At 66.0% G+C, this 26,301-nt stretch carries 22 protein-coding genes; 9 read left to right on the plus strand and 13 right to left on the minus strand.

Annotation, left to right across the window (positions count from 1 at the left end; translation table 11 throughout):
- Positions 1–42: 42 nt before the first annotated feature.
- Positions 43–261 carry a HalOD1 output domain-containing protein gene (locus tag NDI89_RS08630; protein ID WP_277521124.1) on the minus strand — a complete coding sequence of 73 codons (219 nt, stop codon included), beginning with the start codon at positions 259–261 and terminating at the stop codon, positions 43–45.
- A 1,871-nt stretch (positions 262–2,132) separates the two neighbouring features.
- On the opposite strand from NDI89_RS08630, the gene NDI89_RS08635 reads away from it, so the two are divergent.
- Positions 2,133–3,005 (plus strand): aminotransferase class IV, encoded by an 873-nt coding sequence (locus NDI89_RS08635; protein WP_277521125.1) that lies wholly within the window; start codon positions 2,133–2,135, stop codon positions 3,003–3,005.
- Positions 3,006–3,182: 177 nt separating this feature from the next.
- On the opposite strand, the gene NDI89_RS08640 is transcribed toward NDI89_RS08635, so the two are convergent.
- Complete coding sequence (locus NDI89_RS08640) at positions 3,183–4,292, minus strand: saccharopine dehydrogenase family protein (RefSeq protein WP_277521126.1); 1,110 nt, start codon at positions 4,290–4,292, stop codon at positions 3,183–3,185.
- A gap of 94 nt (positions 4,293–4,386) precedes the next feature.
- Between NDI89_RS08640 and NDI89_RS08645 the strand changes: the two genes are divergently transcribed.
- On the plus strand, positions 4,387–4,854 hold the full coding sequence (locus NDI89_RS08645) for a Rieske (2Fe-2S) protein (RefSeq protein WP_277521128.1): 468 nt from the start codon (positions 4,387–4,389) through the stop codon (positions 4,852–4,854).
- Here the strand turns inward: NDI89_RS08645 and NDI89_RS08650 are convergent.
- Both NDI89_RS08650 and NDI89_RS08655 read right to left on the minus strand, forming a co-directional pair.
- Positions 4,851–5,219: a DUF7344 domain-containing protein gene (locus NDI89_RS08650; protein WP_226005396.1), complete on the minus strand. Its 369-nt coding sequence runs from the start codon at positions 5,217–5,219 to the stop codon at positions 4,851–4,853. The two genes, NDI89_RS08645 and NDI89_RS08650, sit on opposite strands and share 4 nt — an antisense overlap.
- A 195-nt stretch (positions 5,220–5,414) precedes the next feature.
- Positions 5,415–5,705 (minus strand): transcriptional regulator, encoded by a 291-nt coding sequence (locus NDI89_RS08655; RefSeq protein ID WP_226005395.1) that lies wholly within the window; start codon positions 5,703–5,705, stop codon positions 5,415–5,417.
- Positions 5,706–5,841: 136 nt separating this feature from the next.
- On the opposite strand from NDI89_RS08655, the gene NDI89_RS08660 reads away from it, so the two are divergent.
- Together NDI89_RS08660 and NDI89_RS08665 are read left to right on the plus strand one after the other, a co-directional pair.
- Positions 5,842–6,816: a nucleotidyltransferase family protein gene (locus NDI89_RS08660; RefSeq protein ID WP_277521129.1), complete on the plus strand. Its 975-nt coding sequence runs from the start codon at positions 5,842–5,844 to the stop codon at positions 6,814–6,816.
- A 145-nt stretch (positions 6,817–6,961) separates the two neighbouring features.
- Complete coding sequence (locus NDI89_RS08665; RefSeq protein ID WP_277521130.1) at positions 6,962–7,714, plus strand: hypothetical protein; 753 nt, start codon at positions 6,962–6,964, stop codon at positions 7,712–7,714.
- 104 nt (positions 7,715–7,818) lie between these two features.
- On the opposite strand, the gene NDI89_RS08670 is transcribed toward NDI89_RS08665, so the two are convergent.
- From NDI89_RS08670 to NDI89_RS08680, 3 genes are all read right to left on the minus strand, one after another.
- Positions 7,819–8,256 carry a hypothetical protein gene (locus NDI89_RS08670; protein ID WP_277521131.1) on the minus strand — a complete coding sequence of 146 codons (438 nt, stop codon included), beginning with the start codon at positions 8,254–8,256 and terminating at the stop codon, positions 7,819–7,821.
- Positions 8,257–8,493: 237 nt separating this feature from the next.
- On the minus strand, positions 8,494–9,219 hold the full coding sequence (locus tag NDI89_RS08675) for a diphthine--ammonia ligase (RefSeq protein ID WP_277521132.1): 726 nt from the start codon (positions 9,217–9,219) through the stop codon (positions 8,494–8,496).
- Between the two features lie 49 nt (positions 9,220–9,268).
- Entirely contained in the window at positions 9,269–10,573 is a 1,305-nt protein-coding gene (locus NDI89_RS08680) for a DUF373 family protein (RefSeq protein WP_277521133.1), read from the minus strand.
- Positions 10,574–10,752: 179 nt separating this feature from the next.
- On the opposite strand from NDI89_RS08680, the gene NDI89_RS08685 reads away from it, so the two are divergent.
- Positions 10,753–14,103 carry a hypothetical protein gene (locus NDI89_RS08685; protein ID WP_277521134.1) on the plus strand — a complete coding sequence of 1,117 codons (3,351 nt, stop codon included), beginning with the start codon at positions 10,753–10,755 and terminating at the stop codon, positions 14,101–14,103.
- Between the two features lie 167 nt (positions 14,104–14,270).
- On the opposite strand, the gene sppA is transcribed toward NDI89_RS08685, so the two are convergent.
- The 5 genes from sppA to NDI89_RS08710 form a co-directional block, all read right to left on the minus strand.
- The gene (gene sppA, locus NDI89_RS08690) at positions 14,271–15,266 is read right to left on the minus strand and encodes a signal peptide peptidase SppA (protein WP_277521135.1); all 996 of its coding nucleotides are present in this window, start codon (positions 15,264–15,266) and stop codon (positions 14,271–14,273) included.
- A gap of 110 nt (positions 15,267–15,376) precedes the next feature.
- Positions 15,377–16,741: a carboxylate--amine ligase gene (locus tag NDI89_RS08695; protein WP_277521136.1), complete on the minus strand. Its 1,365-nt coding sequence runs from the start codon at positions 16,739–16,741 to the stop codon at positions 15,377–15,379.
- A gap of 535 nt (positions 16,742–17,276) precedes the next feature.
- Complete coding sequence (locus NDI89_RS08700; RefSeq protein WP_277521137.1) at positions 17,277–18,158, minus strand: coiled-coil protein; 882 nt, start codon at positions 18,156–18,158, stop codon at positions 17,277–17,279.
- A gap of 311 nt (positions 18,159–18,469) precedes the next feature.
- Entirely contained in the window at positions 18,470–20,401 is a 1,932-nt protein-coding gene (locus tag NDI89_RS08705) for a glycoside hydrolase family 2 protein (RefSeq protein WP_277521138.1), read from the minus strand.
- Positions 20,402–20,454: 53 nt separating this feature from the next.
- Positions 20,455–21,537 (minus strand): tubulin/FtsZ family protein, encoded by a 1,083-nt coding sequence (locus tag NDI89_RS08710; protein ID WP_277521139.1) that lies wholly within the window; start codon positions 21,535–21,537, stop codon positions 20,455–20,457.
- A gap of 168 nt (positions 21,538–21,705) precedes the next feature.
- Between NDI89_RS08710 and NDI89_RS08715 the strand changes: the two genes are divergently transcribed.
- The 3 genes from NDI89_RS08715 to NDI89_RS08725 all read left to right on the plus strand — a co-directional run bounded on the left by NDI89_RS08715 (position 21,706) and on the right by NDI89_RS08725 (position 24,499).
- Positions 21,706–22,131 carry a DUF5791 family protein gene (locus tag NDI89_RS08715; RefSeq protein WP_277521140.1) on the plus strand — a complete coding sequence of 142 codons (426 nt, stop codon included), beginning with the start codon at positions 21,706–21,708 and terminating at the stop codon, positions 22,129–22,131.
- Positions 22,132–22,304: 173 nt separating this feature from the next.
- Positions 22,305–23,195 carry an SDR family oxidoreductase gene (locus NDI89_RS08720; RefSeq protein ID WP_277521141.1) on the plus strand — a complete coding sequence of 297 codons (891 nt, stop codon included), beginning with the start codon at positions 22,305–22,307 and terminating at the stop codon, positions 23,193–23,195.
- 113 nt (positions 23,196–23,308) lie between these two features.
- Positions 23,309–24,499, plus strand: a complete 1,191-nt coding sequence (locus NDI89_RS08725; protein WP_277521142.1) for a DHH family phosphoesterase — start codon at positions 23,309–23,311, stop codon at positions 24,497–24,499.
- A gap of 166 nt (positions 24,500–24,665) precedes the next feature.
- Here the strand turns inward: NDI89_RS08725 and NDI89_RS08730 are convergent, their stop codons facing one another.
- Positions 24,666–24,836 (minus strand): HVO_0758 family zinc finger protein, encoded by a 171-nt coding sequence (locus NDI89_RS08730; RefSeq protein WP_226005381.1) that lies wholly within the window; start codon positions 24,834–24,836, stop codon positions 24,666–24,668.
- Between the two features lie 138 nt (positions 24,837–24,974).
- On the opposite strand from NDI89_RS08730, the gene NDI89_RS08735 reads away from it, so the two are divergent.
- Positions 24,975–26,195: an MFS transporter gene (locus NDI89_RS08735; RefSeq protein WP_277521144.1), complete on the plus strand. Its 1,221-nt coding sequence runs from the start codon at positions 24,975–24,977 to the stop codon at positions 26,193–26,195.
- Positions 26,196–26,301: the final 106 nt, after the last annotated feature.

Consider the following 26,301-nt stretch of genomic DNA (forward strand, 5'->3'; position numbering starts at 1 on the left):
GGCCGCCCGAATCGTCGCTCGGACGGGCCGATCGGCGGGCCGTCACCGCTCCCGATCGCTCACCGCGACCTCGTCGGGGCCGGGACCGAGCACGATGCGATAGCCCTCGTACTCGAAGCGGACGGTGACGGTTGGATTCGACTCGAGGACCGCGGTGAGGGCCTCGGCGTCCACCGCCTCGGACAGGGGTGGCAGGCCCGTCACGGCGCGGTCTTCACGGGCCGCGATACGTCTCAGTGCCGTAGCGAGTGCTGGGTACATTGTTATCCTCGGCGTGTTCGACGAGCGTGCATTCGAACGTCGTCTCGCAGTCCGGACACGCGGCCCGGTCGGTCGTCCTCTCGATACGAACGTCCGTTCCACAGGTGCAGTGGATGGTGATGCTCGAGACCATGGATCGTTCTGTCTGGCCCCGACGCGGCGGTAGACAACCCAGCGAACGAGTCGGCGACAGGAGCGACTGGTCGGCGAGACGTCGGCACTTCTTTATTTCGCCAGCGTCAACGATGGATTGCTCCCGCTACGCGGGGGCGAGTGTTTGAGCCGGAGTGCTTGGTTGGTCCTGTGCACTCCGGCTCTTGCGCACTTTCGTGCGCGTCTGTTCGTTACGCAATCTATCCTAAAGAACGTTAGGATATTGACTGGTTGTCGATCCAAGCACGCGGCGCGATCGCGAGCCACTGGAATTGCAGATACCAGCCACCACAGCGGTCCTATCTCACAGATAGACCAGAACGACTCCCCGGAATCCGTCTTACGGGTTAGCTCCGCACCTAGATTGTAAATAACGGAATTCCAGATAAGCGGCAGTAGAACTCACCGCAATCGTGCACCGAGTAGATCAGCGAGTGGTAGACTCTTCCCTGTCGATCCGCTCTTGCCGGGCCGATTTAATACCGAACCAGTTGAGGACTTTTCGGGCCAGTGGAGAGGTGTTCCCGATGTATTCATCCTCGGGCTCTTGCTGAGCGGACATCGTCTCGTCCGGACCCACAGGGTAGAGAGTAATAACTCTGTCCCAGTTAAAAGAATAAGCCATAGTACGAGGCCAAGGGCAAATTCACATATCGTTCTTCGGGTCGAGAGATCGCTGAGCAGGTGTCACAACGTCAACAGCGTAAGGAAAACGATCCCCTCTGCGACGCTCAGCTCTACGACAGGCTGTTCGAAACAGAGCCGTCCGCCCGGTGATTCACAGGCGGGGAGCAGGTTAGGGACAGCAATTTGGAGGCCCGCAATGAGCAGGAACAAGACACCCAAGAATATAGACGAAACGGTGTACAAGACGTACGTTTTGTTCTTTTCAATTTCTTGGGCAGTTAGTCTGGTCCACCGTCGATACATTTGGATTAATTCATCTCGGTGAGTCCGGAATTGGCCACTTTGGAGACTCTTCTGTCCAAATCTTCCGGGATACTCGGTAACGAGGTAAGTCGCAGACCCGATGAATACCGTTCCTGCGAGTAAGAGCAACCCGACACTCGAAAAGATGACTGGAATCCATCCGATGACGACGTCACCTTCGCGTGCGGCGATCCCTACTGCAGCAATAATGAACCCAGCGATAAGAATGGCAGTGCGAACAGACCGCATAGCCTTGTCGTCAATATCACGTAATTGATCGACTTGACGGCCGTATTCTCTGCGGAGTTCTTCAAGTACGTCATCTTCAGGATCAGGTCCGTCAGACTGACTCGATTTCCGCATCTTATCTTATTCGAGAAGTCTCGTAAAGAGACTATGATTCTGACGATACGGTAGTAAGCGATTCGTCAATTCGATCCAGAACTCCGGCAGAAACGGAGGGGTACGAAGCTGGTGGTGGTTAGTACGATCTCCGAGAGCAACGGTTCGACTCGCTCCAGTTGTAGCGACGTGTATTCGTGAAGCGCTCCGATAGCGTCCGCGACGAGTGCGTCCGCCAGTTTCCCTTGCGGTCCTCGAGGTCTCGAGATCCGATCGGCGCTACGTACCACTGAGAAACGGTACATCCTCGTTCGATCCGCCTCGAGTCCACGCCTCGTCAGGACCACCGGTTCCATCCGGATGATCCTGAGTCCACATCCGGACGAACAGCAGGTTCATACTCCTCCGAGTGCCACGACGAGATAACTCGACTCGAGCGCACCGCCATGACCGACGACCACATCTACCACGTCGACGGCGAGCTTGTCCCCGCGAGCGAGGCGACCGTCAGCGTCGACGATCGGGGATTTCGCTACGGCGACGCCGCCTTCGAAACCCTGCGGGCCTACGGCGGGACGATCTTCGCGTGGGACGACCACGTCGAGCGCCTCGAGCGAACCTGCGAGGCCCTCTCGCTCGAGCACGGCCTCGACGCGAGCGACCTCCGAGAGCGGATCGACGAGACGCTCGCGGCGAACGACCTCGCGGACGCCTACGTCCGGCTCTCGATCACCCGCGGCGTCCAGCCCGGAAAACTCACACCCCAGCCCGAGGTCGATCCGACGGTCGTGATCTACGCGAAACCGCTGCCGCGGGGCGGGCTCGAGGGCGACCCCGTCTGGGACGAGCCGGCGACGGTCGAGACGGTCGAGACGCAACGGATCCCCGACGAATCGCTCCCCGCCGCGGCGAAGACGCACAACTACCTGAACGGGATCCTCGCGCGCGCGGAACTCGGCAGCGACGCGGACGAAGCGCTCATGTGCGATCTCGAGGGCGAGATCACGGAAGGTGCGACGAGCAACCTGTTTTTCGTCCGCGACGGTGTCCTCCACACGCCGACGACCGACGCCCCTGTCCTGCCGGGGATTACTCGGGCGATCGTGCTCAAGCTCGCACGCGAAGACGGCATAGCGGTCCGCGAGGGGCGCTACGAGCCGGTCGACGTGCTCGAGGCCGACGAGGCGTTCCTCACGAACCGAACGTGGGAGCTCCGTCCGATCGCGACGCTCGACGGCCGCGATGTCGGCGGCGGTCCGGTCACGGAGCGGCTCTCTCGATTGTACGATGAACGCGTCGAAAACGCGTGTTACCGGTAGCGGCAGGCATCAGCCGAGGTATACCGGTGGCGGTCGTGGATCGCTTCCGCAACGACGTCTTCCTCGAGTGCTCCCTGACACCGGTCGAAGTCGTTCCGGTTGATCGTGACGGGATACCAGAGGGAAATGTCCGAACGTCGGGCTGACTGGTCACTCGACGGCGACTGGCCGGACGGCTCAGTCGGCGGATTCGACGGTCGACCGCGCCGGATCGCTCGAGTCGGCCGGCGCTTCCACCAGTTCCCGCTCGGTCCCCGTCAACTCGAGCGCGAACTCGCTCCCGAAGACCGACGCCGGCGTCTGGAACCCCGTCGGAATCCGATCCCCGCCCTCGAGCACCCGCTCGGCGGCCAGCACCGCCGACTCGGCGGTGAGCGCGTACGGGTTCGGCGTCCGGAGTCGGGCGCGGGCCCGCTGATCGCCGGCCTCGTCGCAGACTTCACCCCAGACGACGGCGGTATCGGTCGCCAGTTGCCGTTCGTCCGGGCCGTCGAGTCGGGCGTCGATCAGGCGCTTCAGGAGGGACTCGGCGGGTCGGCTGTCGAGGAGCCACTCGAGGGAATCGACCGCTGACAGCGCTTTGCTCGCCCACGACGGCGCGGCGGCGTAGACCTCGATTGACTCGATACCGGTGGTGTGAGCCGCCGTGACGACGTCGCCCCACGGCACCGTGACGGCGTGTTCGGGACCGTCGCCGAAATCGACCTCGCGGCTTCGGAACGCGGTCGGCACCTGAAGGAGTCGGCCGTTGCGCCGAACGACGCCGCCGACACCGAGCTGTTCGACGAGCGTCCGAGCGGTGCCCCGCGAGAAATCGAGGCTCCCTTTGATTCCGAGGGCCAGTCGGTCCGCGTCGGGAACCCGATCGGCGAGAAACGCGGCCAGACAGTCCGACGGCACGACGTCGAAGCCGACGCCGGGAAGGAGCGTGATCCCAGCGTCGCGAGCGGCGGCGTCGTGCTGGCGGAGACACTCGAACACGGGGAACTCGCCCGTAATGTCGAGGTAGTCCGTGTTCGTCTCGAGACAGGCCTCGACGAGCGGCTCGGCCGTCTCGACGAACGGCCCCGCACAGTTCAGGACGGCGTCGAACCGTGCCAGCTTGGCGTCGAGGTCGGCAGCGTCGAGGTCGAACGTCCGCCCTTCGACGCGGAGCGCGTCGGCTTGCTCAGCGACCGCGCGGCCGTTGCGGCCGGCGACGACCGGCGAGCCGCCCCGCGCGACGGCCTCGCGTGCGATCAGCCGCCCCGTGTAGCCGTAGGAGCCGTAGACGAGAAGGGAGTCCATAGACGGCGTTGGAGAGAGAGGGGGTTAAAACTCCGTCAGACGTTCGCGCCCGCTGTCGAAACGTTCAGGACGACCGGCTGGTAACGGAGGGGCAATGGACGGAGAACGGATCACGGCGCTTTCCGAGGTACCCGACGACTCGACGGTACTGTTTCGCGTCGCCGACGACGTCGGCGAGGAACGGGAGGCAATTCTCGTCGCCGACGCCGTGGCAGCGACGGACGGCGGCGAACCGACCGGGTCGGAACCGGAGTCGAGCGGCGACGGCGTCGCGTGCTGGCTCAACTACTGTCAGCACCTCACCCATATCAAACTGGACAAGGGTTCGGGCGCGCCGATGCGAGACGGCGAACTCATCTGTGCGAACCACGGCGCGTACTTCGAGGCCGACACCGGGTACTGCAGCTACGGCCCCTGCGAGGGTGCCTACCTCACCGACCTCGAGGTCACCGTCTCCGAGGGCGAGGTCTACCTGACCGACGACGAGTACGAGTTCGTCGGGATGGGCCCGGTAGAGAGCGACGATCTCGATCGGGCGTCGACCTCGAACGTGGAGTTCTAGACCGCGTCCGGCGCGACCAGGTCCCGCTCCTGATCGTACTCGAGCAAGCCGGCGTCGACCAGCCGCGGGAGGTGATCGTGATACAGGGAGAGATACACCTCTCTGACTCGTTCCGCCGAGATCTCGGTCACGTTGTGTCCCGTTTCGCGAACCGCGACTTCCTCGGCCGCGTCCGGGAGCGTCAGCGCCTCCCCGTAGGTGCGCATGACCGCCAGCAGTAGCCGGCGGCGCTGATCGGCGAGGAGGGCGAACGCGTCGTCGAGCGATTCGGCCGACGCGTCTGGCTCGTCGGTCTCGTCGAGCCAGTCGAGCGCCGTCTGCACGAACTCGACGCAGTCGTGCTCCGGGTGAGAGTCGGAAGTCATGTGTGGTCCCTATTCCTCGAGTCGAACGGTTGCGACTGAGAACGGAAGTGCCAGTCGCCGTCGATCGAAGCCGAGTCCGCGTTCGCTCGAGGGTTCGTATCGGGTTCTCGCCGGCGGCCTAAATATTAGTGTCGAATCTGTGCCGGAATTATCAGTCGACGCTGACACTCCGCCCTCGGTGACGATCGGACGCCGTTACTCGATCGTGAACGTGGGTTCGTCGATCGACTCGCTCTTGCAGTCGGGACACCGCGAGGGGAGGTTCAAGAGGTCGTCGTAGTCGTCGAATCCGCACTCCCGACACGCCGGCGGTGCGACGAGCAGTCGTTCGTCCGATCCGTCGACCGACTGGGAGACGTGTTCGACGTGACCGACCACCGCGTGGGGCGTGAGATCGAACTGGGTGGCCAGTTCGCTGGGCGTCGCCGGCTCGGCGCGGAGCGCGTCGGCGAGTTTCTGCCGCGTCGTTTCGTCGGCCTCTCGCATACGGGACGCCACGAGGGGGAGCGGTTTTACCGTTTTGCTCTTTCAGCGACCGGCTCGTCGCCTCGGTGAATCCGTCGACAGTTTCGGCTTCAGCGAAAGGGCAAGTAACTTACCCCCCGCAGGTGAACACCGGGCTATGAAGGCCGTCGTCCTCGCAGGCGGGTACGCGACGCGAATGTGGCCGATCACCAAACATCGGCCCAAGATGTTCCTCCCGATCGGTGAATCGACCGTCATCGATCGCATCTTCACGGAACTCGAGGCTGACGACCGGATCGATGAGGTCTACGTCAGCACGAACGAGCGGTTCGCCCCCGACTTCGAGGCCCACCTCGCCGACAGCGAGTTCGACAAGCCCCGGCTCTCGGTCGAGGAGACGACCGAAGAGGACAACAAGTTCGGCGTCGTCGGCGCGCTCGCACAGCTGATCGACCGCGAGAACGTCGACGACGACCTGCTGGTCATCGCCGGCGACAACCTGATCAGCTTCGACGTGTCCGACTTCCTCGATTACTTCCGGGACCGCGATGCGCCCACCCTCGCCGCCTACGACGTCGGCTCCCGCGAGAAGGCCAAGTCCTACGGGCTGGTCGAACTCGAGGGTGACCGCGTCGTCGACTTCCAGGAGAAACCCGACGACCCCAAGAGCACGCTCGTCTCGATCGCCTGCTACGCGTTCCCCGAGGAGTCACTCGACCTGCTGCCGACCTACCTCGAGGACGGCAACAACCCCGACGAGCCGGGCTGGTTCGTCCAGTGGCTGCAGAACCGCGAGGACACCTACGCCTACACGTTCGAGGGCGCGTGGTTCGACATCGGAACCCCCGAGAGCTACCTCGACGCCGTCGCCTGGCACCTCGACGGCGACTCGCTGGTCGCCGACTCCGCCACGCTCGAGAATGCCACCATCGGGGACAACGTCCACGTGATGGACGACGCGACGCTCGAGGGAACCGACCTCGACCACACGATCATCTTCTCGGACGCGACGGTCCGGAACGGCGATATCCGCCGCTCGATCATCGACCGAGGAACCCACATCGAGGACCTGGACCTCGCCGGGGCGCTCATCGGAGCCCACACGACGATCACGAACGGGGCGGACGAGTAGCTGCGAGTTGCGGTTCGATTTTGCCGTCGATATCACGGCACACTCTCGTACGGGCCTGTAGCGGCACGGAAACGGTACATCGCGGCGCTCTCGAAGCAGTCGATACAGCTATCAGTCCCCCGCGTGATACGTGGGGACAACGCGCATGAACTGCGAGCAGACGGTCGAGGCGGTCCTCGAGCCCTATGCCGACGACGTGCCGTTTCGGGAACTCGCAGCGGAGTTCCACGAGTACCGACGCTGGACCGGTGACGATCCGTTGTTGCTGATCGCCGAGGCCGCTGCCTCGACGACGGGCCAGAGTTTCATCGGCGGCATCGAACCGACCGTCAGCAGGTTTCGCGACGCGTTCGTCGAGACCGACCGCGTCGATTCGGTCGCGGATCTCGCTGCGCTCGACCTCGCGGACGACGAACTGGTTGCCGTCTTCGGTGCCAAACGAAAGCGACACGTCCTCCTCGAGATCGCCCGCGTCCTCGCCGACCGGCCCGAAGACGACGGATTGGACGCGCTGATCGCGTGGGCGAGCGCCGCCGACCACTACCGGTACGACGAGGACCCCATCGGCTCGATCGCCGGCGTCGGCCCGTCGAGTTTCCAGTACCTCCGTCAGCTCGCCGGCGTCGAGACCATCAGGCCGCTCCCGCAGGCCGTATCCCTGATCGACGCCGTCGCCGGCGACCTCGAGGACTCACCGCTCGACGCGGCGACCGATCTGCGGACGATCGCGTCCGGCGAGTGGCTGGCCTTCTTGTCGTCGTACACGCCGCTCGAGATCGATCGCATCGCGTGGTGGGCGTTCACGGACGAGGCCGATCGCGACGCGGTGAAGAGAATACACGAGACGGGGATCGAGGGTGGGACTGCGGGCGACGCACCCCCGGAATCGGACGGGTAGCGCCCGTACCTCCTCGAGTCGCGCATCCATACTGGAGGGATCGGAGAACCGATCACAGTTCTGGATTGTGCGAGTCAGGAGGTCATCGCCTACAGGTAGTGAATTTAACAGGCGTACCACGAATCGATCGAATCGTCCCCCTGCAACGTGATCCCGATATCTTCGCCGTCACAGTCGATATCTAAATCGGGGGCGTACTCCCACGTAGCGGATGTGCCATCCGGAGTGAAAACTGTCACCGTTGACGGGATCGTTTCGATACCGGCGGACGAATCGAGGTGACCCGGTTCGAGTTCGTACACTCGACTAAACAACAGTTCACCTTCAGCATCCTCTACCCGGACACCGATCGTTGCGAGTTCGTCCGTCCGATTCTCGACCATTATTTCGATCGTATCACCTTCTCCCCCTGAATCGTTGGACAGGACAGAATCAGCACAGCCCGAAACCGGAACGGATGCCACTACTCCCGTCAAAGCAATCACTTCTCGTCGAGAAACGCGTTCGAGCAGTGCAGCAGGCGGTGAGAACCACGCAACCATTATATGACTGTTTGTCAACAATAGGTAAATAATTTCGCACACTACAGCTCTCCAGACGCTCAATAAGCACACTGAGCAGCTGATTCGTGGTGTCACTACCGTCGATCCATGTGCGGCCCGTCCACCACGAACGTCTCACGAACCACCTTTTTCCTCTCGGGTCAGTCTTCGGCCGACCGCTCGAGCAAAAAAACCCCGCTCGCTCACTACGTTCGCTCGCGGTACACCCCCCTTTACTCACTCCAGTTTCGCGTCCGTAATCCGCACTCGCCCGCGCGTTCCGTCCCACTCCGTGTCGTACTCGAGGTCGATCCGCCGGTCCATGTGCGGTCCGTCCACCACGAACGTTTCGAACTCGCCACCCTCACCCAGAATGTGGACGCCGTACTCGTCGTTGAGCGCCTCGAGCTCCGCGATCGCCTCCCGGTCGAGCGTTCGGCCGAGCCACGACTCGTCCAGACCGTGCGCTGCGACCTGAATGATGATGATTTCGAACCCCGCCTCGAGCATCGCATCGGCCAGCTCGCGGGGGTCTTCCCGCCAGAGCGGGGCGAACAGGTCACACTCGAGGCGGTCGCACATCCCCCGAATGCGGCTCGTCTGGTACTCGCTCTCGACGGCTCCCGCCGTGACGCCGGCGATGCCGTCCGGGAGCTCGCGATCGAGATCCTCGAGCGCCGCCTCGAGGGGCTCGAGTTCGTCGTCGCCCTGCGCGCTCGAGTCGGTGGCCGCGTCGGCAGCGAAGTCGTCGGGTTCGACGTCGACCAGTTCGATCCCGATGCTCTCGGCCGCCAGCGCCGCCAGCTCCGTCGCGGGCACGTGATACATGTACGAGTCGCCGGTCGGGTGGACGGTGACGAGGCGGTCGACCGGGAGCCCCCGCTCGAGGGCCCGGAAGAGCGCCCACGACGAGTCTTTGCCGCCCGAAAAGAGGCTCACCCACGCGCCGTCTGCGTCGCTCATGGTCGGTGGTCGCCGGGGAGGGCTAAATGGGTACCGAGTCCGGGTGGGGTCAGCGAGTGCGCTCCTCGGAGGGGTCGACGTCCGCGCCCGCGTCGGCACCGCCGTCCGTGAGCTCGGGGTCGGTCCGATCCGCTGGCGGCTCGGAGTCGGGCGTCCCGGTCGCGTCGGCGGCGGCCTCGGGTTCGCGGTCGGCACCGGTTTCGGACGGTGCCCCGCCGTCGGCACTATCGAGGTCGTCGCGCTGACCGCTGAGCGAGGACGCGATCCGGGCACCGACCAGACTCACCACGATCGCGGTGACGACGAACAGCGCGAGTCGCTGGCCGGCACCCATCGCGAACCGCTCGTTCGAGAGGACCCAGAGCGTATGGGCCGGAACGACGAACGGCTCGATCGCGTCCTGTTGCTCGAGGAAGTACGCGGAGAACCCGCGAACGACCAGACTGACGGCGACGACAATAAAGGGGAGGTTGAGGAACGAGGTTCGGATCGGCTCGTCGCTGATCGCCTCGTCGAGCAGTCGACCGGCGCTGGCGGTCAGCGCGGCCATCGCCAGCCAGGGAATGCTGTCGAAGGCGAACCGCGTCGCGGGGATCACCACGCCGGGCGTCTCCCCGACGTTCGAGACGCCGAGCGCACCCACGAACAGTCCGACGAACGTCAGTCCAGCGGCGACGACGTAGGTGACGACCGACACCTGCCCGGAGTACAGCGATTCCTGGGTCTGGTGGGCCAGTCTGGCCAGGATCTCGTCGACGTTGAAGCCCTTGTAGAGCAGGAACAGGCCGATGACGGTGGTGATCGCGGCCGCACCCGTCGCGGGCCCGACGGTGGTCGCGAGGAGCGGAAAGACGAGCAGGGTCAGCCCGATCGGGACCAGCACCGTCTGGCGGAGTTCCTCGTCGGCGAGGAACTGTTTGAGCAGGTAGTACGTCGATTCGATATCGCGGGCCTGCCGGACGACGACCCGATCGACGGAGTCGACGCGGACGCGGCTCTCGACGATCGGGATCAGCCGTTCGTCCTCCGCACTGTCCGTTACCACGATCGCCGACTCCGGTTCGTACTCGGTGATGAGATCGTCGAGTTGGTCAGCGACCGCTCGATCGGCCGACACCATCGACTCGTGGTCCCCCGAGACCACCGCGACGACGACCTCTTCGCTCTCGTCGCGCAGGTTCTGGGCGACCCGCAACGACTCGAGCAGGGTATTGACGCCCGAGTCCTCCGGATCCGCGAGGCCGACGTCGGTCACGAGCGCGCGGACTGCCTCCCAGCCGACGACGGGCGAGCGGAGACCGGTCTTGCGGCCCACGTCGTCGGTCCGGTCGAGGCAGACGACCAGCGTTGTCACGATAGGCGTTGGAATCCCTGCGACGATAAATCCACTCACTCGGGCGCGGTTGCCCTCCCCCGTCGCTCGGGACACCGACCCGACGAGGGGGACCCCATATTTCATCGTGTAAATCACGGATCAAATACCTTTATTTACCCTCGATATAGTTATTATAGTGATTCAATATGGAGAAACAAATGCGCAGGACGTTCATGCAGGCGGTCGGCGCGGGGGGACTCGGTACCCTCGGGGCGGTCGGGAGTGCAACGGCGACGACGACGATCGCGATCGAAGGGGGTGGACACGACATCTGGAGCGATACCGACGCGTTCCACTACTACTACGAGGAAGTCGACGGCGACTTCGACGTCACGGTGAAGATCGACGACCTCGAGAACACCGACGGCTGGGCCAAGGCCGGCCTGATGGTCCGGCAGACGCTCGCGGACGACGAGGAGCACGCAATGATCCGGAAGACGCCCGGAAACGAGACCTCGGTCCAGTGGCGCTCGGACGGGGGCGACGAGGCCGAGAGCACGACGTCGGGCAGCGGCGAACACCTTCGCGAAGTCTCGGGCGGAACGATGGCGGCCGAGTGGCAACGCATCGTCCGAACGGGGGAGACGATCCGGTCGTACGGCTCCGACGACGGCGAGAACTGGACGCTCATCGCGGAGCTATCGCCGTCGGCGGGGACGATCGACTTCGCCGGCAGCGCCTACGTCGGGCTCGCGGTGACGAGCCACGACGAGGGAACCCTCGCGACGGCGAAATTCTCGAATCTGTCGGGACTGTCACCGTCGAGCAACGCCGATATCGGCGACGTCGAGGTTCCCGGCAGCGTCAGCGGTTCCGGCGGCAGGGACCCCGCTCCGGTCGTCTCGACGGGATCGGCCTCGAACGTCACCGCTTCCTCAGCCAGCCTCGGCGGTGCCGTCGACGAGCTGGCCGAGGACGACTCGGCGACCGCATACTTCGAGTACCGCCCGCGCGGTGCGCGGTCGTGGACCGCGACCCCGTCACAGACGCTCTCATCGACGGGATCGTTCAGCTACCAGGTCGGCGACCTCTCGAGTGACACGGTCTACGAGTTCCGCGCGGTCCTCGAAGCGGACGACGGCGACGGGGACAGGGGATCGATCAATACGGTCGAGACGGCGGTCGACGAGACGGACGGCTTCGTCGTCGAGGGTGCCGGTGTCGACATCTGGAACCGGTCGGACGAGGGGCATTTCTACTTCACCGACGTCAGCGGCGACTTCGACGTCGCGGTGGAGGTCGACGGGCTCGAGGACACCGATCCCTACGCCAAGGCCGGGTTGATGCTCCGCGAATCGCTCGATCCCGAGGCCAAGAACGTCATGATCCGACGGACCCCCGGCCACGACACGTCCGTGCAGTGGCGTCCCGAGAGCGGCGGCGAGTCGACGAGCCTGACCTCCGAGGCGGGCGACGGAGAGAGCGAGATTTCCGGCGGAACGATCGACGCGAGTTACCAGCGACTCGTCCGGAGCGGCGACACGCTCGCGGCGTACGCGTCCGCGGACGGCGACGACTGGACGCTCCTGGCTGACCTCTCGAGCGACGCGATCGACCTCGCGGAGAGCGGCTACCTCGGGCTCGCGGTCACGAGCCACAACGCGGGGACCCTCTGTGCCGCCGAGTTCTCGGAACTCGATGGCGTCTCGCCGACCCACAATCGGGATATCGGTGACGTCGACGTCGCCGGGAGCGTCTCCGGGGACGACGGCGCACCCGTCGACACGAACCCGGTGGTCGCGACGGGATCGCCCGCGGACGTGTCCGCGACGACGGCGACCCTCACCGGACAGCTCGACTCGCTGGGACGGGCGTCCTCGGCGAGAGTCGGGTTCGAGTACCGTGCAGCCAGTGCCGGATCGTGGACCGCCACGGACGGGCAGACGGTGTCCGATCCCGGGTCGTTCGACGCCGAGATCGCCGACCTCTCGAGCGAGACCGACTACGAGTTCCGCGCGGTCGTGGAGGCCAGCGACGGCGACACCGATACCGGCGCGGTCGCCACGTTCACCAGCGGCGGGCCGGACACGGCTCCCGTCGTCACGACCGGCGAGGCGACGGAGATCGACGGCACGTCGGCCACTCTGAACGGGAACCTCGAGCGGATCGGAACCGAGGCGTCCGCGGCGGAGATCGCGTTCGAGGTCCGTCCCGTCACCGACGACGACGAGGACGACGCCGAGTGGACGCGCTCGAACGCCGAAACGCTCGAGGAACCCGGCGAGTTCCGCGGGGACGTCGTCGGCCTCTCGGGCGAGACCGACTACGAGTATCGCGCGGTCGCCGAGGCGGACGACGGCGACACCGCCACCGGCGATATCGCGACGTTCACGACCGAGGAAGCGCTCAACGAGGGCGGGTCGCACTACGACTACACCGACGGGTTCACCACGCCGGCACCGTGGCTCGAGGACGGGGACGTCGACGTCTATCGGGTGCAGGAAGCGACCCGGAGCGCGGTCGAAGAGCCGTTCCAGGCGAGCGGCCCGCGCGTGGTCGTCTTCGAGACCAGCGGCGTCATCGACCTCGGCGGCGACACGTTGCGCGTCACCGAGGACAACTGCTGGATCGCCGGCCAGACCGCCCCCTCGCCGGGAATTACGTTCATCAACGGCATGCTCCAGGTCGACGCCGATAACTGCGTCGTCCAGCACGTCCGTTCGCGGATCGGCCCCGGCGCCGACGGGAACATTCAGGGCAACGACTCGTTCAACACCCAGGATGACACGACGAACAACGTCGTCGATCACGTGACGGCATCGTGGGGGACCGACGAGTGCATGTCCATCGGCTACGATACGGACAGAACCACCTACACGAACAACCTGATCTACGAGGGGCTGTACGATCCCTACGGCGACGAGTCCGACCACAACTACGGCACGCTCGTCGGTGACGGCGCCTCGAACGTCACCATGGCGGGCAACGTCTGGGCGAAGGTCCGCGGGCGCGTTCCGCGACTCAAAAGCGACACGGAGTCCGTCGCCGTCAACAACCTCGCGTACTTCTACGACTACGCGGCCGCCACCGACGGATCCGCCGTCACGAGCTTCGTCGGTAACGTCTACACCGGTCTCCTCGACACCGAAGACGCCCCACTCGAGGGTGGCTCGGCCTACCACGAGGACAACGCCACTGCCGATCCAGCGCTGGACGACGGCCAGCCCTTCGCGGAGACCGACTCACTGCGTTCGCCGCCCCTGTGGCCCGACGGGCTCGAGACGATGCCCTCGAGCGAGGTCGAGAGCCACAATCTCCGGTACGCCGGCGCGCGGCCGGCCGACCGGACGGTCAACGACGAGCGAATCATCCGTGAGATCACCGAGCGTGCGGGCAACGACCGACTCGACTCGCCGTACGACTACTGGCTCGGCCATCCCGACGAGATCGGCGGCTACCCCTCCCTCCCCGAGAACACGCACTCGCTGTCCGTTCCCGATTCGGGCCTGCGCGAGTGGCTCGAGGGCTGGGCGCTGGCCGTCGAGGAGCCGGGAGCGAGCCCGCCCTGAGCAGGGACGAATCGAAATCGATCCACAGCAAAAGGGGACGGCTCGTCGACGGGCAGATCGGTACCGGCTCGAACGCGTTTCGATCGCAGCCGGCGACCGCGTCGACGGTCGCCCCCGACCGATCGCGAACTGTTCTATCGGACGCTCGTGCGCTCCGAGTCCGATTCTCAGGTCCGGAGTCGGAACCCGCGCTCGTCGGCGACGCCGGCGATACCGGCACCGAGCGCGTACGCGACCGCTTGCGCTCCCGCACCGACGCGGGCCATCAGCGGCCGCTCGGGCTCGAACTCCTCGATCACGACCTCGTCGGCGTCGAGCCGATCCGCGAGTTCGGCCTCGATCTCCCGACGGGTGCCGAGGTGATCGACCAGCTCCATCTCGTGGGCCTCTTCGCCGAGGTAGATCCGCGCCTCGGTATCCCGGACGAACTCCGGCTCGAGATCGCGCCCGTCGCTGACCCGCTCGACGAAGGTGTCGTAGTAATCGTCGATCAGGCCCTGGAGGTACTCGCGTTCCTCGTCCTCGAGTTCCTTCAGCGGGGTGCCGGCGTCCTTGAAGTCGCCGGCGGCGAACCGTTCGTAGGAGAGGCCGACCTTCTCGGCGAGGTCGCTGGCGTTGACCCGGGAGCCGATGACGCCGATCGAGCCGACGATGCTCCCCTCGCGGGCCCAGAGTTCGTCACAGCCGCTGGCGATCCAGTAGCCGCCGCTGGCACAGACGTCGGTCGCGTAGGCGACGGTCGGCCCGTCGAACCGCTCGGCCGCGAGCCGGATGTCGTCGCTGGGAACGACCTCGCCGCCGGGCGTGTTCAGCTTCACCAGCAGCGCTTGCACGTTGTCGTCCTCGTCCGCACGATCTATCTGTTCGACGACGTCGTCGGCCGGGGTCGAACCCGGACTCGTCGGGAGCGGGCCGCCACCGCCGTCTCGACTGATCGGCCCCTCGACGGCGACCTCGGCGACGTCGTAGGTCGGAAACAGCGAATCGGCGGCGTTGCTCGCGAACCGCAGGCCGACGAGTCCGACGACGAGCGCGAGCACGACGCCCAGTAGCTCCGACAGCGTGTCCGGAACGAGCAGAAACAGGACGACGCCGATGACCGCGAACGCGAGGCCGCCGCCGACGACGATCGCGAGTCGTTCGATACCCTCACCACTGACCACGGACAGCACCTCGAGTCATATCCGTATCTGGGCCCGGTTCCCGTTAAGGGTTGCCGGTCTGAGATGAGACGCGGACCCACCGATTCCGGAGGCTCACGCCCCCGATCGCGTCAGGGCCGCCACGAGTCGGATCGACCGCCGCCGTCGGTCTGGGCCGACCGCGTCGGCTCGCCGTCTGCGGCCGGACTCGACTCGGCCGGCTCCGCCCCGTCGTCGGCGATCTCGGTCTCGACGTCCGCCTCGAGCGTCGGTTCGGCCTCGGCGGCTCCCTCGCCGGACCCGCCGTCGAACCACTCCCGCAGGAGGTTCACGCCGTCCTGAACGAACGGTATCGGATCGGCCGCGACTGCGTAATCGAATCGGGGGTGGCAAACGAGCGACGTGGCGACCTCGCGCACAGCGGTTCCGAACGACGGTCGATCCACGAGCGGGTACTCCTCGGTGACCACGCTGTGAAGGTAGCTGAGTTCCCCGCGGAGGAGATGCCCCCCCATCCCGACCTCGTAGGTCGGCTCCGACGCGATCGGTTCGTCCGTCGCCAGCCGCCAGTAGTAGTAGGGAAAGTCGGCACCCGCACGAACCGAAAACGGAAGCGACGACCAGAAGCGCGGGTTGATCTCCATCAGCTTGAACTCGCCGTCGGCCGGATCGCGGAGGAACTCGACCATCGCGAGCCCGTGCCACTCGAGTTCGTCCAGCAGGGCGCGCCCGGCGGCCTCGAGTTCCGGAATGTGAACCGATTCCCGGTACGCGCTGGGCCCGCCGCAGTACTTCCAGCCCCGGCGTTGACAGTGCTGAAACGTCGCGACCGGCTCGCCGCGGTCGTAGAGCGCGAAGAAGCCGAACTCCCGCGAATCGGGGATCAGCTCCTGGACGATCGGGACGTGGCCGCGTTTCTCGGCGGCCGCCTGCGGGTCCGGTCGCGTGCCGGGCTGCTGGTATTCGGTCGAGCCGATCTCCGCATCGTCGAACCGGGGGCCGAGATAGGCGGGCGCGGCCACGGTATAGCGCGGTTTGACGATGACTTCCCGATCCCAGTCGTCCCACTGGTCGAGGAGTTCGGTTTCGGGGACGCCGACACCGGCCGCATCGGCGGCGTCGAAGAGTTCGACGCGGTCCTGAACGCGTCGAAGGGTCTCGAACGCCGGCCACGGCGTCGCGATCTCGTCGGCGAACGCGTCTCTGTGCTTCGCGAGAACGTAGACGTCTTCCTCGCGGACCGGAACGATCGTCCGTACGGCCGGCTGTTCGGCGAGCGAGAGCAGGGCATCCCCGTATGCAGCGAGGTCCGTGTCCGGGTCCGGGAGACGAACGAACGCATCGCGATACGCCGAGGTGGCCGCCGGGGTCGACCGCGACTCGGACCCCACGATGGTTCGGACGCCGCGCGGATGCAGCGAGCGGAGACACGCAACGGTGCTCGGCGCGTCGATTCCCGGCACGAGCACGCTCGCGTCGTCCCTTTGACGTTGCATGAATGATAGTTTGGGACCGCGTCGCATTGTTATGGATCGACTACGCTGCGCCGCCGATCCCTCCTGCGATTTCGTCCTGGATACGGACCGTTAGGAACCGAATAGCTGCCGTTCGAGGGCCGTCTCCCCGTCCCCCGTCCATCCCGTATTCGTCCCTCTCGAAGGGCGAACACGATATCGAAGGCGGTTCCGTCGACAGTCCCCGACGTAAGTTCCCGTTACGACGACCGTTTCGCCCGCATCGACGACCCGTTCGACCGCGTCCGAGCGTGATCGGCTCGCCGTTCCGACGTCACACCCACGTACTCGATGCCGGTTCGTCCACAGGACCGGTCCGTGAGAACGTGACCGGTGAGAACAGCGGGGAGACTATCACGAGGGTGCAGCGGACGAACGGACGACTAGCGACTGGGGGTGCCGGTTGCCGACCGGCAGTTCACGCTCTGCTCGGACAGTCTCGTCGGGAGAGAACAAACTACACGAACGCTCGAGAAACCCGAAAATCGGGGAGAAAGTCGCGGTAGACGGAATCGACTTAGAGCAGTCCCGTCTTCTGAAGCTTCATCAGGTCCTCGGTCTCGAGGGTTTCGCCTTCCTTGAACTTCTGGTAGATTTCCTCGGCCTCTTCCTTGGCCTCCTCTTTCTTCTTGTCGCGCTCGGACTTGCGCTCCTCCTCTTCCTTCTTGTCCAGTTCGCGCAGGCGCTTCTGGACGCGAACGAAGTCCTCGTGGTGGCGGTCGGCGGCCTCCTGAGCCTCGACGAACTTCTCGTGCATCTCGTCGGCCTCGTCGCGGATGTCGTCGGCCTCGCGATAGGCCTCGATCATCTGGTTGTGATGTTCCTGGGCCTTGTCGGCGAGCTCCGTGACTTTCTGGTGGTGCTGGGAGGCCTCCGATCGCACTTCCTCGGCTTCCTCGACGAGCTCTTCGAGGTCCTCGTTCTGATCGAGCTTCTGCTTGCGCTCCTCGTACTCCTCACGCTTTCCCTCGATCTTCTCGATGAGCTCCTTCTCCTCCTCGCTCGAGAGGACCTCGGTCTGCTGTTTGAACTCGAGATCTTCGATCTCCGACTCGAGCTCCTCGAGGTCTTTGCCCTCGTCGAGCTCCATGTCCGATTTGAGCTGCTCGACTTTGTCGAAGAGCTCGTTGGCTTCGGCGTTGAGCTCGTTGCGGCTCTCCTTGTGCTCCTGGACCTGCTCGTTGAGCTCGTCGCGTTTCTCGCGGTGTTCCTGGGCTTCGTCGACCTTCTCGCGAGTCTTCGCGTTGAGATCGTCGCGCTTGGATGCGCGGTCGGAAGCCATCTGGTTCAGCTCGTTTCGCCGGTCTCGCAGTTGACCGGCCATCTTGATGAGCTGTCCTTTCGATTTGTTTTCGAGGTCGTCCTCTGTCAGTTCGATGTTTTTCGATTCGTCTACCATGTTAGTTAATCCTCTGTGCCATACCCGCACCGGAGAACCGATCGGACGGCGGCCCGAGTCCCTCGCCGACGGCTCGACGGGAGAGTCAGGGATAGCCGACCGACCGTTCGAAGCGACTGCTCACGATCTGCGAAACCTCGGTGAATAAGATTTCCTGTCATCGATCGTCGAGCGATACGCGCCCCGGTGGCGTTCTGGTGACTGATACTATTGGGGCCTATAATTTAAATGTATCGGTCACCACACCCCTGAAAACCGTTAGCAGGGACCTCGTTCCCCCATGCTGGACCGTGGCACGGCTCGCGAGATGCTTATAAATTGTACCGATTACGAACCGTCAGATCGTCGACCGCCACCTCGAGGTCGACCGTCTCTGCGTCCCGGGGAATCCGCGCCGTTCCTGCGGGGACGGTCTCGAGCGGTCCGACGCTCACCCGTTCGGTGTCCGTCTCGTCGCCCGCCCGCCAGCCGACGATCGCCTCGAGCGCATCGTGTGTGTCGTTACAGAGGGTGATACCGACCGTTCCGGGGGTCGCCCGTCCGTCGAGGACGGCCTGAACGGGCTCGTACGACCGTGCGATCGCCGCCGCCGCCGGTTTCGAATCGCCGTCGATAGTGTAGATCCCCATTCCGCCGCCCGACGCGGTATCTCGGAGCGTCGACGCCGCGACGATGCCGGATCCCCGCCGGCGAAGCGCCTCCGCGACCGTCTTGAGCGTGTCGGCCTGTGACGCCTGTGAGGACTCGGGTGCGATCCCGCCAGCGCCCGCCTGCCGCTCGAGCAGCGCCGGCTCGAGCCCGGGAATCGTCGCCGGATCAGCGTCGTCGGTCAGCGAGCCGGCACCGAAGCCGCCGACGACGTCGCCGAGCGACGGGTAGGTCTCGAGCAACCAGTCCGCGTCCTCGGCTGCGAGATATCGCCACCCGGGGAAGAGCTGGGCGGCGTCGGGGTCGGTTCCCGGGGGACCCGTCACGGGGACGACCGGCAGGTCGCCAGGGATGGCGTCGGCGATGTCCGCGGCGGGATCGCGATCGACCGACGTCCGCCACGCCCGATACCGAAGGGCGAGCTTCGCGAGCAGACCGCTCCCGAGGGGCTCCGCGTACGGGTCCATCGGCTGATCCTGCACGCCGTACATCGCGAGACTGGGGTGGGAACCGTACGTCTCGGCGATGGCAGCGGCCAGTTCCGTCCCCCGTTCGACCGGTAGCTCCGGGCCGCTCGCCGGCAGGTCCTGCCAGACGAGGATCCCGGCCTCGTCGCAGGCCTCGTAGAACGATCGCGGCGGTACGTGGGCGCGCGCCCGGAGCAGCGTCGCGTTCGCGTCGACGGCCCGACGAACGTCCGCCTCGGGATCGCCGCCGGGCAATCGCGTGAATCCGCGGGCTCGGACGCGCCGACCGTTGACCAGGAGACCGTCCTCGTCGCGCTCGACGCGGCGGAGCCCGACGGTTCGTTCGGCGCTGTCGCCGCCGAGCTTCGCCCGCACCGTGTACCGGTCCTGCGGGCCGTACTTCCGGGGCCACCACAGCGAGGGCTCCCTGATCGAGAGCGTCTTCGATACCGTCACCCGCTCGCCGGCCTCGGCCGTGACCGGCACGCGTTCCATGGCGGCACCGCCGCGAAACCCCTCGGGTCGAAGCGACAGCGTCACCGCGTCGTCGATCGCCGCCCCCGCGTCGACCTCGAGCGTGACGTCGATCGCCGCCCCCGCACCGTCCGTCGCCGCGTTCGCGGCCGAGGCCGCGGACGCGTCCGCGCTCGCGTCCGATTCGGAATCCGTGCCCAGGCGAGGCTGCACGTCGAATCGGCGAATAAAGCACCGAGGTCGGGACTCGACCTCGACGCCCCACCGAACGCCGGGCGTTTCGAAGTGATCCGGAACCGCGTCGGTCTCGTCGATCCCGGCGAACGACTCGGGCCGTTCGCAGACGACGATCAGTTCGTTCTCGGAGCGGGGTTCGAACTCGAACCGGGCCGGGACGACGGGCGAGTCGTGGGACCCCAGCCGCGTGCCGTTCAGCCAGATCTCCGCGCGGCCGGAGACCCCGCGGAGTTCGAGCAGCGCGCGTTCGGTCTCGTCGTCCCGCGGATCCGCGACCGTCGTTCGATACGCGATCGGCCCCTCGTCGCCGAACCCCGAGGGCCGTTCGGGACCCGAAACCGAGACCCACTCCTCGACGGTCGGCGGCCCGTCACCGCCGCGGTCCGTGACGATCCCCCCAGTCCACTCGTCAGTCATTACCACCGTCAGTGCGCCCGAAGTAAAAAGCCCTTCCGACGTTTCAGAACGGACTAGAAGAGGTTCTCGAGCCGGTCGTCGGTGAGCCGGTCGGCGTGGTCGGTCGATTCCGACTCCGCCTCGTCCGTCGCTTCGCGAGCGCGGTCCATGAACGCCTGAACCCGGTCGGACCGTTCGGCCCCGCCGAGCAGTACCAGCGCGCCGAGGCGGTCGCTGTCGAGCGGGAAGTCGCCGCCGCGGACCTGCATGCTCCCGGTCTCGTCCTCGAGCCAGTGGCGCGCCTTCTCGACACCCTTGCGCGGGATCGCGTCCGGCCGGCCCGCGACCACCAGCAGCGCCGAGTCGGCCGTCGTCGCCTCCGGCAGGCTCGTCCCGGTGAGCAGCGCCTGTCTGGAGACGGTCATGGCCGTGGTGATGTTCTCGCTGCTGTCCTCGCTCGCGATCTCGGTCGCGTAGCCCAGCGCCGCGACGCCGCCCGCGCGGAGGGTGTTGATGACTTCGCTCGAGTCGACCACGCTCTCCCCGACGCCCTCGACGGCCTCGCCGGAGGCGAAGAGCAGACCGACCCGTTTGGCGATCTTCTCGTTGATGGTCTCGAATGCCCCCTCGACGCTCTCGCCCTGTTCGTGCCAGGCGTCGTTGTCGATCAGGAGCGTCGAATCGGCTTCCCGGAGGAGCGTCTTCAGGGATCGGCCGGCGTTGGCCTGATAGAGCGCCCCCTCGTTGCGGCCCGGCAACACGCCGAGCGCGTAGACGGGGATGTCGTAGATCTGCTGGAGGTGGTGGACGAGGACCGGCGCGCCGCCGCTGCCCGTCCCGCCGCCGAGACCGGCGACGACGAAGATCGCCTCGGCCTCCGATGTGACGCGGCCGTCGAGGCCGTCGAGGATCTGCTGTATATCCGACTGCATCACTTCCGTGCCGAGTTCGTTGTCGGCACCGACGCCGTGGCCGTTGACGCGGTCGGCACCGATCAGCTGCGTGTCGACGAACTCGAGGGACTGGAGGTCGGTCTCCGCGGAGTTGACGGCCAGCGCACCCTGCACGGCTCCGTACCCCATGTTCGCGTCGAACCGGGCGAGCCGTTCGGTGACGTTTCCGCCGGCCTGACCGACTCCGATCAGGGCTACTTTCATACCACTCACATACGAGTGGGACCTGTTGAACGTTCCGGTAATCTGATACGCCGCTCGGAGGGATCGGGCCCGCGTTCGGCTATCGGTACCGAGAGAAAGTGACATGCAACCGGAGTCCCGTCGGCGAAGGTCACAATACATTTCCGCCGCATTCCCCTCGTGTTCGGTATGTTCTACGAACAGCGGATGACCGTCCCCGACTCCCCGGACGACCTCCGGGCCGAGTACGAGGACGATCTCGCAGCGATCGTCGACGACCGCGGCGCCGCGGCCGTCGCAGCCGAAACCGACGTCGATCGGGAGATCCTCGAGTCCCTCGCCGCGGGCGACTCGCCCGACATCTCGCTCGAACAGGCGGCCCGGATCCAGTCGCTCGCCGAGGGCGAGCCCGATCCGGAGACGATGGTCACGATGGCCCTCGAGCACCTGCTGCTCGGGATGTCGACGGCGGTCCTCGACGTCGACGCCGTCGAGACCGAGCTCGAGCTCGATCTGGACGCGAAGGAAGTCCATCAGAAGATCGAGGGGCGAGCGCCGATGTCGTTCGACGAGTTCGTCCACGTCCAGTACGTGATCGCGGACGGGGCCCCTTGAGTCGGACCGGCGGTCAGCCTCGCCGGATCACCGGCCGTCGACCGCGGACCGCGAGAGCGGTCCGCAACCGGACCCTCCGGATCGATTATCCGTTCGGTCGGCAATTCTCGGGAAGAGGACCGGAATGTAGCCTCGAGCGGTGAAATTATGTATACTCGACCACGAGTTCGGCTGTGAACGTCGCAATTCTCGGCTGCGGTCACGTCGGTATCGAACTGGGCAGACAGCTCGCGGCTCGCGGTCACGAGCCGATCGGCGTCCGCCGGTCCGACGAGGGCATCGAGCGGATCGAGAGCGCCGGGTTCGACGGGGTTCGGGCGGACATCACCGACGGCGAGGCGCTCGCCGCGGTCCCGGACGTCGACGCGATCGTCTTCGCAGCGAGCAGCGGCGGGCGGGGTGCCGCGGCCGCTCGCGAGGTCTACGTCGACGGGTTGCGAACGGCGATCGAGGCGTTCGGCGACCGCGAGAACGCGCCCGATCGGCTGGTGTACACCTCCTCGACCGGCGTCCACGGCGACCACGACGGCGACTGGGTCGACGAGGAGACGCCGCTCGAGCCCACCACCGAAAAGACCGAGGTGCTCGTCGAGGCCGAGCGGATCGCGCTCGAGCACCCCGAGCGATACGGCTTCGACGGGACCGTGGCGCGCTATGCGGGCCTGTACGGTCCGGATCGATACCGGCTCGAGCGCTACCTCGAGGGACCGGTGACCGAGGGCTATCTGAACATGGTCCACCGGGACGACGCCGCCGGCGCGGTTCGCTACCTGCTCGAGGAGGATCTCGCTCGCGGCGAAGTCGTCCAGGTGGTCGACGACGAGCCGGTCTCGAAGTGGGAGTTCGCGGACTGGCTGGCCGACGAGTGCGACGTCGAGCGGCCGCCGAAGCGGACGAAGTCCGAGCGGCTCGCGGACGGCGATCTCTCCGAGGCGGGCCGACGCCGGATCCTGACGAGCAAACGCTGCTCGAACGAGAAACTGCGAGCGCTCGGCTACGAGTTCGCCTCCCCCACCTTCCGCGAGGGGTATCGGGACGCGATCGACGCCTATCGTAGCCGTTGAACCGGTTTCCGCACCGGGCTACGGTACCGTGAGGAGTCGGCCGCCCGAGAGTCTCCGACCGTAGCGGGGGAAATCGGGGGAAATTTCTTGGTGATCGGATTTGATCTCATGGTATGAGCTATCGGCGCGCTCCGGCGGGCGGTGCCTTCGTCGGGGCAACCCCGCTGGTAACCGAGTCAGTGAGCGACTCGGTCCGTTCCCTCGATCCGCTCGTTCTCTCGCTTCTCGTTCTCGTCGTCGTCGGGCTCGCGCTCGGTGGCTGGTGGCTGATTCGCTGGTTTCGTCGACCGCCGGGCGTCCGGCTCCAGCGCATGCTCGCCACGCACGACGAAGTGACCGTCCTGATGCATCCGAACCCCGATCCCGACGCCATGTCGTGTGCGATGGGCGTCGCGGCGATCGCGGACGCCGTCGATACCGACACCACGTTGCAGTTTTCGGGCGAAATCCGCCACCAGGAGAACCGCGCGTTCCGGACCGTCCTCGACCTGGACCTCGAGTCCATCGACGCGAGCTCCCAGCTCGCCGCGGGCCCGGTGGTGCTGGTCGATCACAACACGCCGCGGGGATTCACCGGAGCCCAGACCGTCGAGCCGATCGCGGTCGTCGACCACCATCCCGGCAACGGGGCCGGGACGGAGTTCACCGACGTGCGAACGGACTACGGCGCGGCGTCGACGATCATCGTCGAGTATCTGAACGACATCGGTGCGACGATGGCCGGCGAGGACGGCTCGAACGACTTCGAGATCTCGCCGGAGCTGGCGACCGGGCTCCTCTACGGCATCCAGTCCGACACGAATCACCTGACGAACGGGTGTTCCCGGGCCGAGTTCGACGCCTGCGCGACGCTGTTTTCCGGGATCGACGAGGACCTGCTCGATCGGATCGCCAACCCGCAGGTCAGCGACGACGTCCTACAGGTCAAGGCGACGGCGATCACGCAAAAGCGGGTCGAGGGCCCCTTCGCCACCTGCGACGTCGGTGAAATCAGCAACGTCGACGCGATTCCACAGGCCGCGGACGAGCTGATGCAGCTCGAGGGCGTCACGGCGGTCGTCGTCTACGGCGAACACGACGGGACGCTCCACCTGTCGGGGCGCTCGCGCGACGACCGGGTCCACATGGGCGAGACGCTGCGTCACGCCATCAGCGACATTCCGATGGCAAGCGCGGGCGGTCACGCGCGAATGGGTGGCGGTCAGCTCTCGGTCGACCACATGAACGGAATCGGCCCCTCCGACGGGATCAGCCGCGAAGAGTTCGAAGAACGGCTCTTTTCCGCGATGGCCGGCGAACGCTAACGGTTCAGCTGGAACGCTCGTCGGCAAAAAGTAACGGCTAGCACGACGGCTCGGGTATCTACCGGATCGCTCGAGCCGGCGTCCGTTCTACCCGCGCGTTTCCCTGTCCGTTCGCCGATCGCGCCAACGCCACCCTCGCGTCCCCGTCGACGCCGGGTTTCGGGACCTACCGGATCTCCTTCCACTCGGCCCCGCACTCCGGACAGATGCGAACCGTCTTGATCTCGTCCGGATCGTTTTCCGTCTTCAACGGTTTCTCACACTCGCCACAGACGAGTCGATCGTAGGTGTCCTTCTCGAGGTCGCCGGCGCGGAGTGCCTTCCGGACTGATTTCATGTTCTCCCTGTAGGGAGGAGGGGAAGAAAAAGACCGGTGCTTTATCGGATCTCAGGCGATGGGGTCCTCTCCGGCCGCTGACGTGTCTCCCCCGCTGCGATTCGTAAGGGTTGACCCCCTCGACGAGACAGCGGCAGTGTGAACGAGACGGCGAGCGGACGGCGACGGCACGCCGGTCGGACGGGCGTCTTCGGGACGCTGTGTGCCATGGTCTTCCTGGTGAACCTCGGCCGAGTGATCTACGCGCCGCTGCTCGAGCCGTTCCGGACGACGTTCGACGCGAGCGCCGCCGCCGTCGGGTTGCTGGCGACGCTGGCCTGGCTCGGGGCCGCGGCGCTGCAGATCCCGACGGGCTATCTCCTGACGCGACTGCCCCGTCACTGGCTGATCCTCGCCTCGGGCGGGCTGTTGGCCGCCGGGTCGGCGTTCGCGGCCACCGCGCGGAGTCTCGAGGTGCTCTACGTCGGCGCGCTCTGTATGGGGATCGCGAGCAGCGCCTACTTCGTCGCTGCGAACCCGCTGGTCAGCGAACTCTACCCGTCTCGCGTCGGGCGCGCGATCGGGATCCACGGGACCTCGAGCCAGACCGCCGCGGTGGTCGCGCCGTTGCTGGTCGGCGCGTTCTTCGCGGTGACGTGGCCGATCGCGGCGTGGCGCGCGCTCTTTCTCGCGATCGCGGTCGTGGCGATCGGATCGACGGTCGCTCTCTTCCTCGCCGCGAGGCGCGCGACGCTGCCGGAGGCCGGGAAATTGGATCGCGATCTCGTCGGCGCCCTCCGTCGCCAGTGGCCGATCGTCGCCACGGCCGTGGCGATCGTCAGTACGGCGATGCTGGTCTGGAACGGCGTGTTCAACTTCTACGTGACGTATCTCGTCGAGGTCAAGGAGTTCTCCGAGGGCTTTTCGAGATCGGTCCTGACGCTGCTCTTTCTGGCCGGCGTCCCGGCGTTCGCCATCACCGGCCGGATCGCCGACCGGGTCCGGTTCCTGCCGCTCTTGCTGGGGATCGTCGGCGCGTTTCTCGTCTCCCTGCTCGCGCTGACCGTCGTCGAGGGAACGGTGGCGATCCTCGCCGTCACGGCGTGCATGGGCTATATCATTCACAGCATCTTCCCCGCCTCCGACACCTACGTCCTCGCGTCCGTCCCGGACGAGAACCGCGCGAGCGCCTACGCGCTGTTCAGCGGCACGATGATGCCGATTCAGGCGACCGGGAGCGCGATCCTGGGGGCGATGGTCGACGCCGGCATCTCCTTCGACGACTCCTTCCGGCTCCTCGCCGTCGGCATCGCGGTCGTCTTGCTCGTCACGCTCGCGCTCGCCGCCGCCGGTCGGCTTCCGACGGGCGCGAACGGCTGAGCGGGCCCCGCTCCGCCCGACGGCCGGTCCCGCGATTCGGCCGCCGGCTTCAGGACCGTCCCCCTCTGCCGCATCCGTGGCCGTTTTACCGGTCCGCTCGAACACC

Origin of the sequence: Natrinema salsiterrestre (genome assembly GCF_029502005.1) — an archaeon.
In the GTDB taxonomy this organism is placed as follows: Archaea; Halobacteriota; Halobacteria; order Halobacteriales; family Natrialbaceae; genus Natrinema; species Natrinema salsiterrestre.

Bases quoted from the DNA above. Each gene is read 5' to 3' on its own strand.
- NDI89_RS08635 (WP_277521125.1), top strand. From the start codon at position 2,133: ATGACCGACGACCACATCTACCACGTCGACGGCGAGCTTGTCCCCGCG.
- NDI89_RS08730 (WP_226005381.1), bottom strand. From the start codon at position 24,836: ATGAAATCAGTCCGGAAGGCACTCCGCGCCGGCGACCTCGAGAAGGAC.
- NDI89_RS08670 (WP_277521131.1), bottom strand. From the start codon at position 8,256: ATGGTTGCGTGGTTCTCACCGCCTGCTGCACTGCTCGAACGCGTTTCT.
- NDI89_RS08695 (WP_277521136.1), bottom strand. From the start codon at position 16,741: ATGCAACGTCAAAGGGACGACGCGAGCGTGCTCGTGCCGGGAATCGAC.
- NDI89_RS08660 (WP_277521129.1), top strand. From the start codon at position 5,842: ATGAAGGCCGTCGTCCTCGCAGGCGGGTACGCGACGCGAATGTGGCCG.
- NDI89_RS08685 (WP_277521134.1), top strand. From the start codon at position 10,753: ATGCGCAGGACGTTCATGCAGGCGGTCGGCGCGGGGGGACTCGGTACC.
- NDI89_RS08665 (WP_277521130.1), top strand. From the start codon at position 6,962: ATGAACTGCGAGCAGACGGTCGAGGCGGTCCTCGAGCCCTATGCCGAC.
- NDI89_RS08655 (WP_226005395.1), bottom strand. From the start codon at position 5,705: ATGCGAGAGGCCGACGAAACGACGCGGCAGAAACTCGCCGACGCGCTC.
- NDI89_RS08725 (WP_277521142.1), top strand. From the start codon at position 23,309: ATGAGCTATCGGCGCGCTCCGGCGGGCGGTGCCTTCGTCGGGGCAACC.
- NDI89_RS08710 (WP_277521139.1), bottom strand. From the start codon at position 21,537: ATGAAAGTAGCCCTGATCGGAGTCGGTCAGGCCGGCGGAAACGTCACC.
- NDI89_RS08650 (WP_226005396.1), bottom strand. From the start codon at position 5,219: ATGACTTCCGACTCTCACCCGGAGCACGACTGCGTCGAGTTCGTGCAG.
- NDI89_RS08705 (WP_277521138.1), bottom strand. From the start codon at position 20,401: ATGACTGACGAGTGGACTGGGGGGATCGTCACGGACCGCGGCGGTGAC.
- NDI89_RS08715 (WP_277521140.1), top strand. From the start codon at position 21,706: ATGTTCTACGAACAGCGGATGACCGTCCCCGACTCCCCGGACGACCTC.
- NDI89_RS08645 (WP_277521128.1), top strand. From the start codon at position 4,387: ATGGACGGAGAACGGATCACGGCGCTTTCCGAGGTACCCGACGACTCG.
- NDI89_RS08675 (WP_277521132.1), bottom strand. From the start codon at position 9,219: ATGAGCGACGCAGACGGCGCGTGGGTGAGCCTCTTTTCGGGCGGCAAA.
- NDI89_RS08630 (WP_277521124.1), bottom strand. From the start codon at position 261: ATGTACCCAGCACTCGCTACGGCACTGAGACGTATCGCGGCCCGTGAA.
- NDI89_RS08640 (WP_277521126.1), bottom strand. From the start codon at position 4,292: ATGGACTCCCTTCTCGTCTACGGCTCCTACGGCTACACGGGGCGGCTG.
- NDI89_RS08700 (WP_277521137.1), bottom strand. From the start codon at position 18,158: ATGGTAGACGAATCGAAAAACATCGAACTGACAGAGGACGACCTCGAA.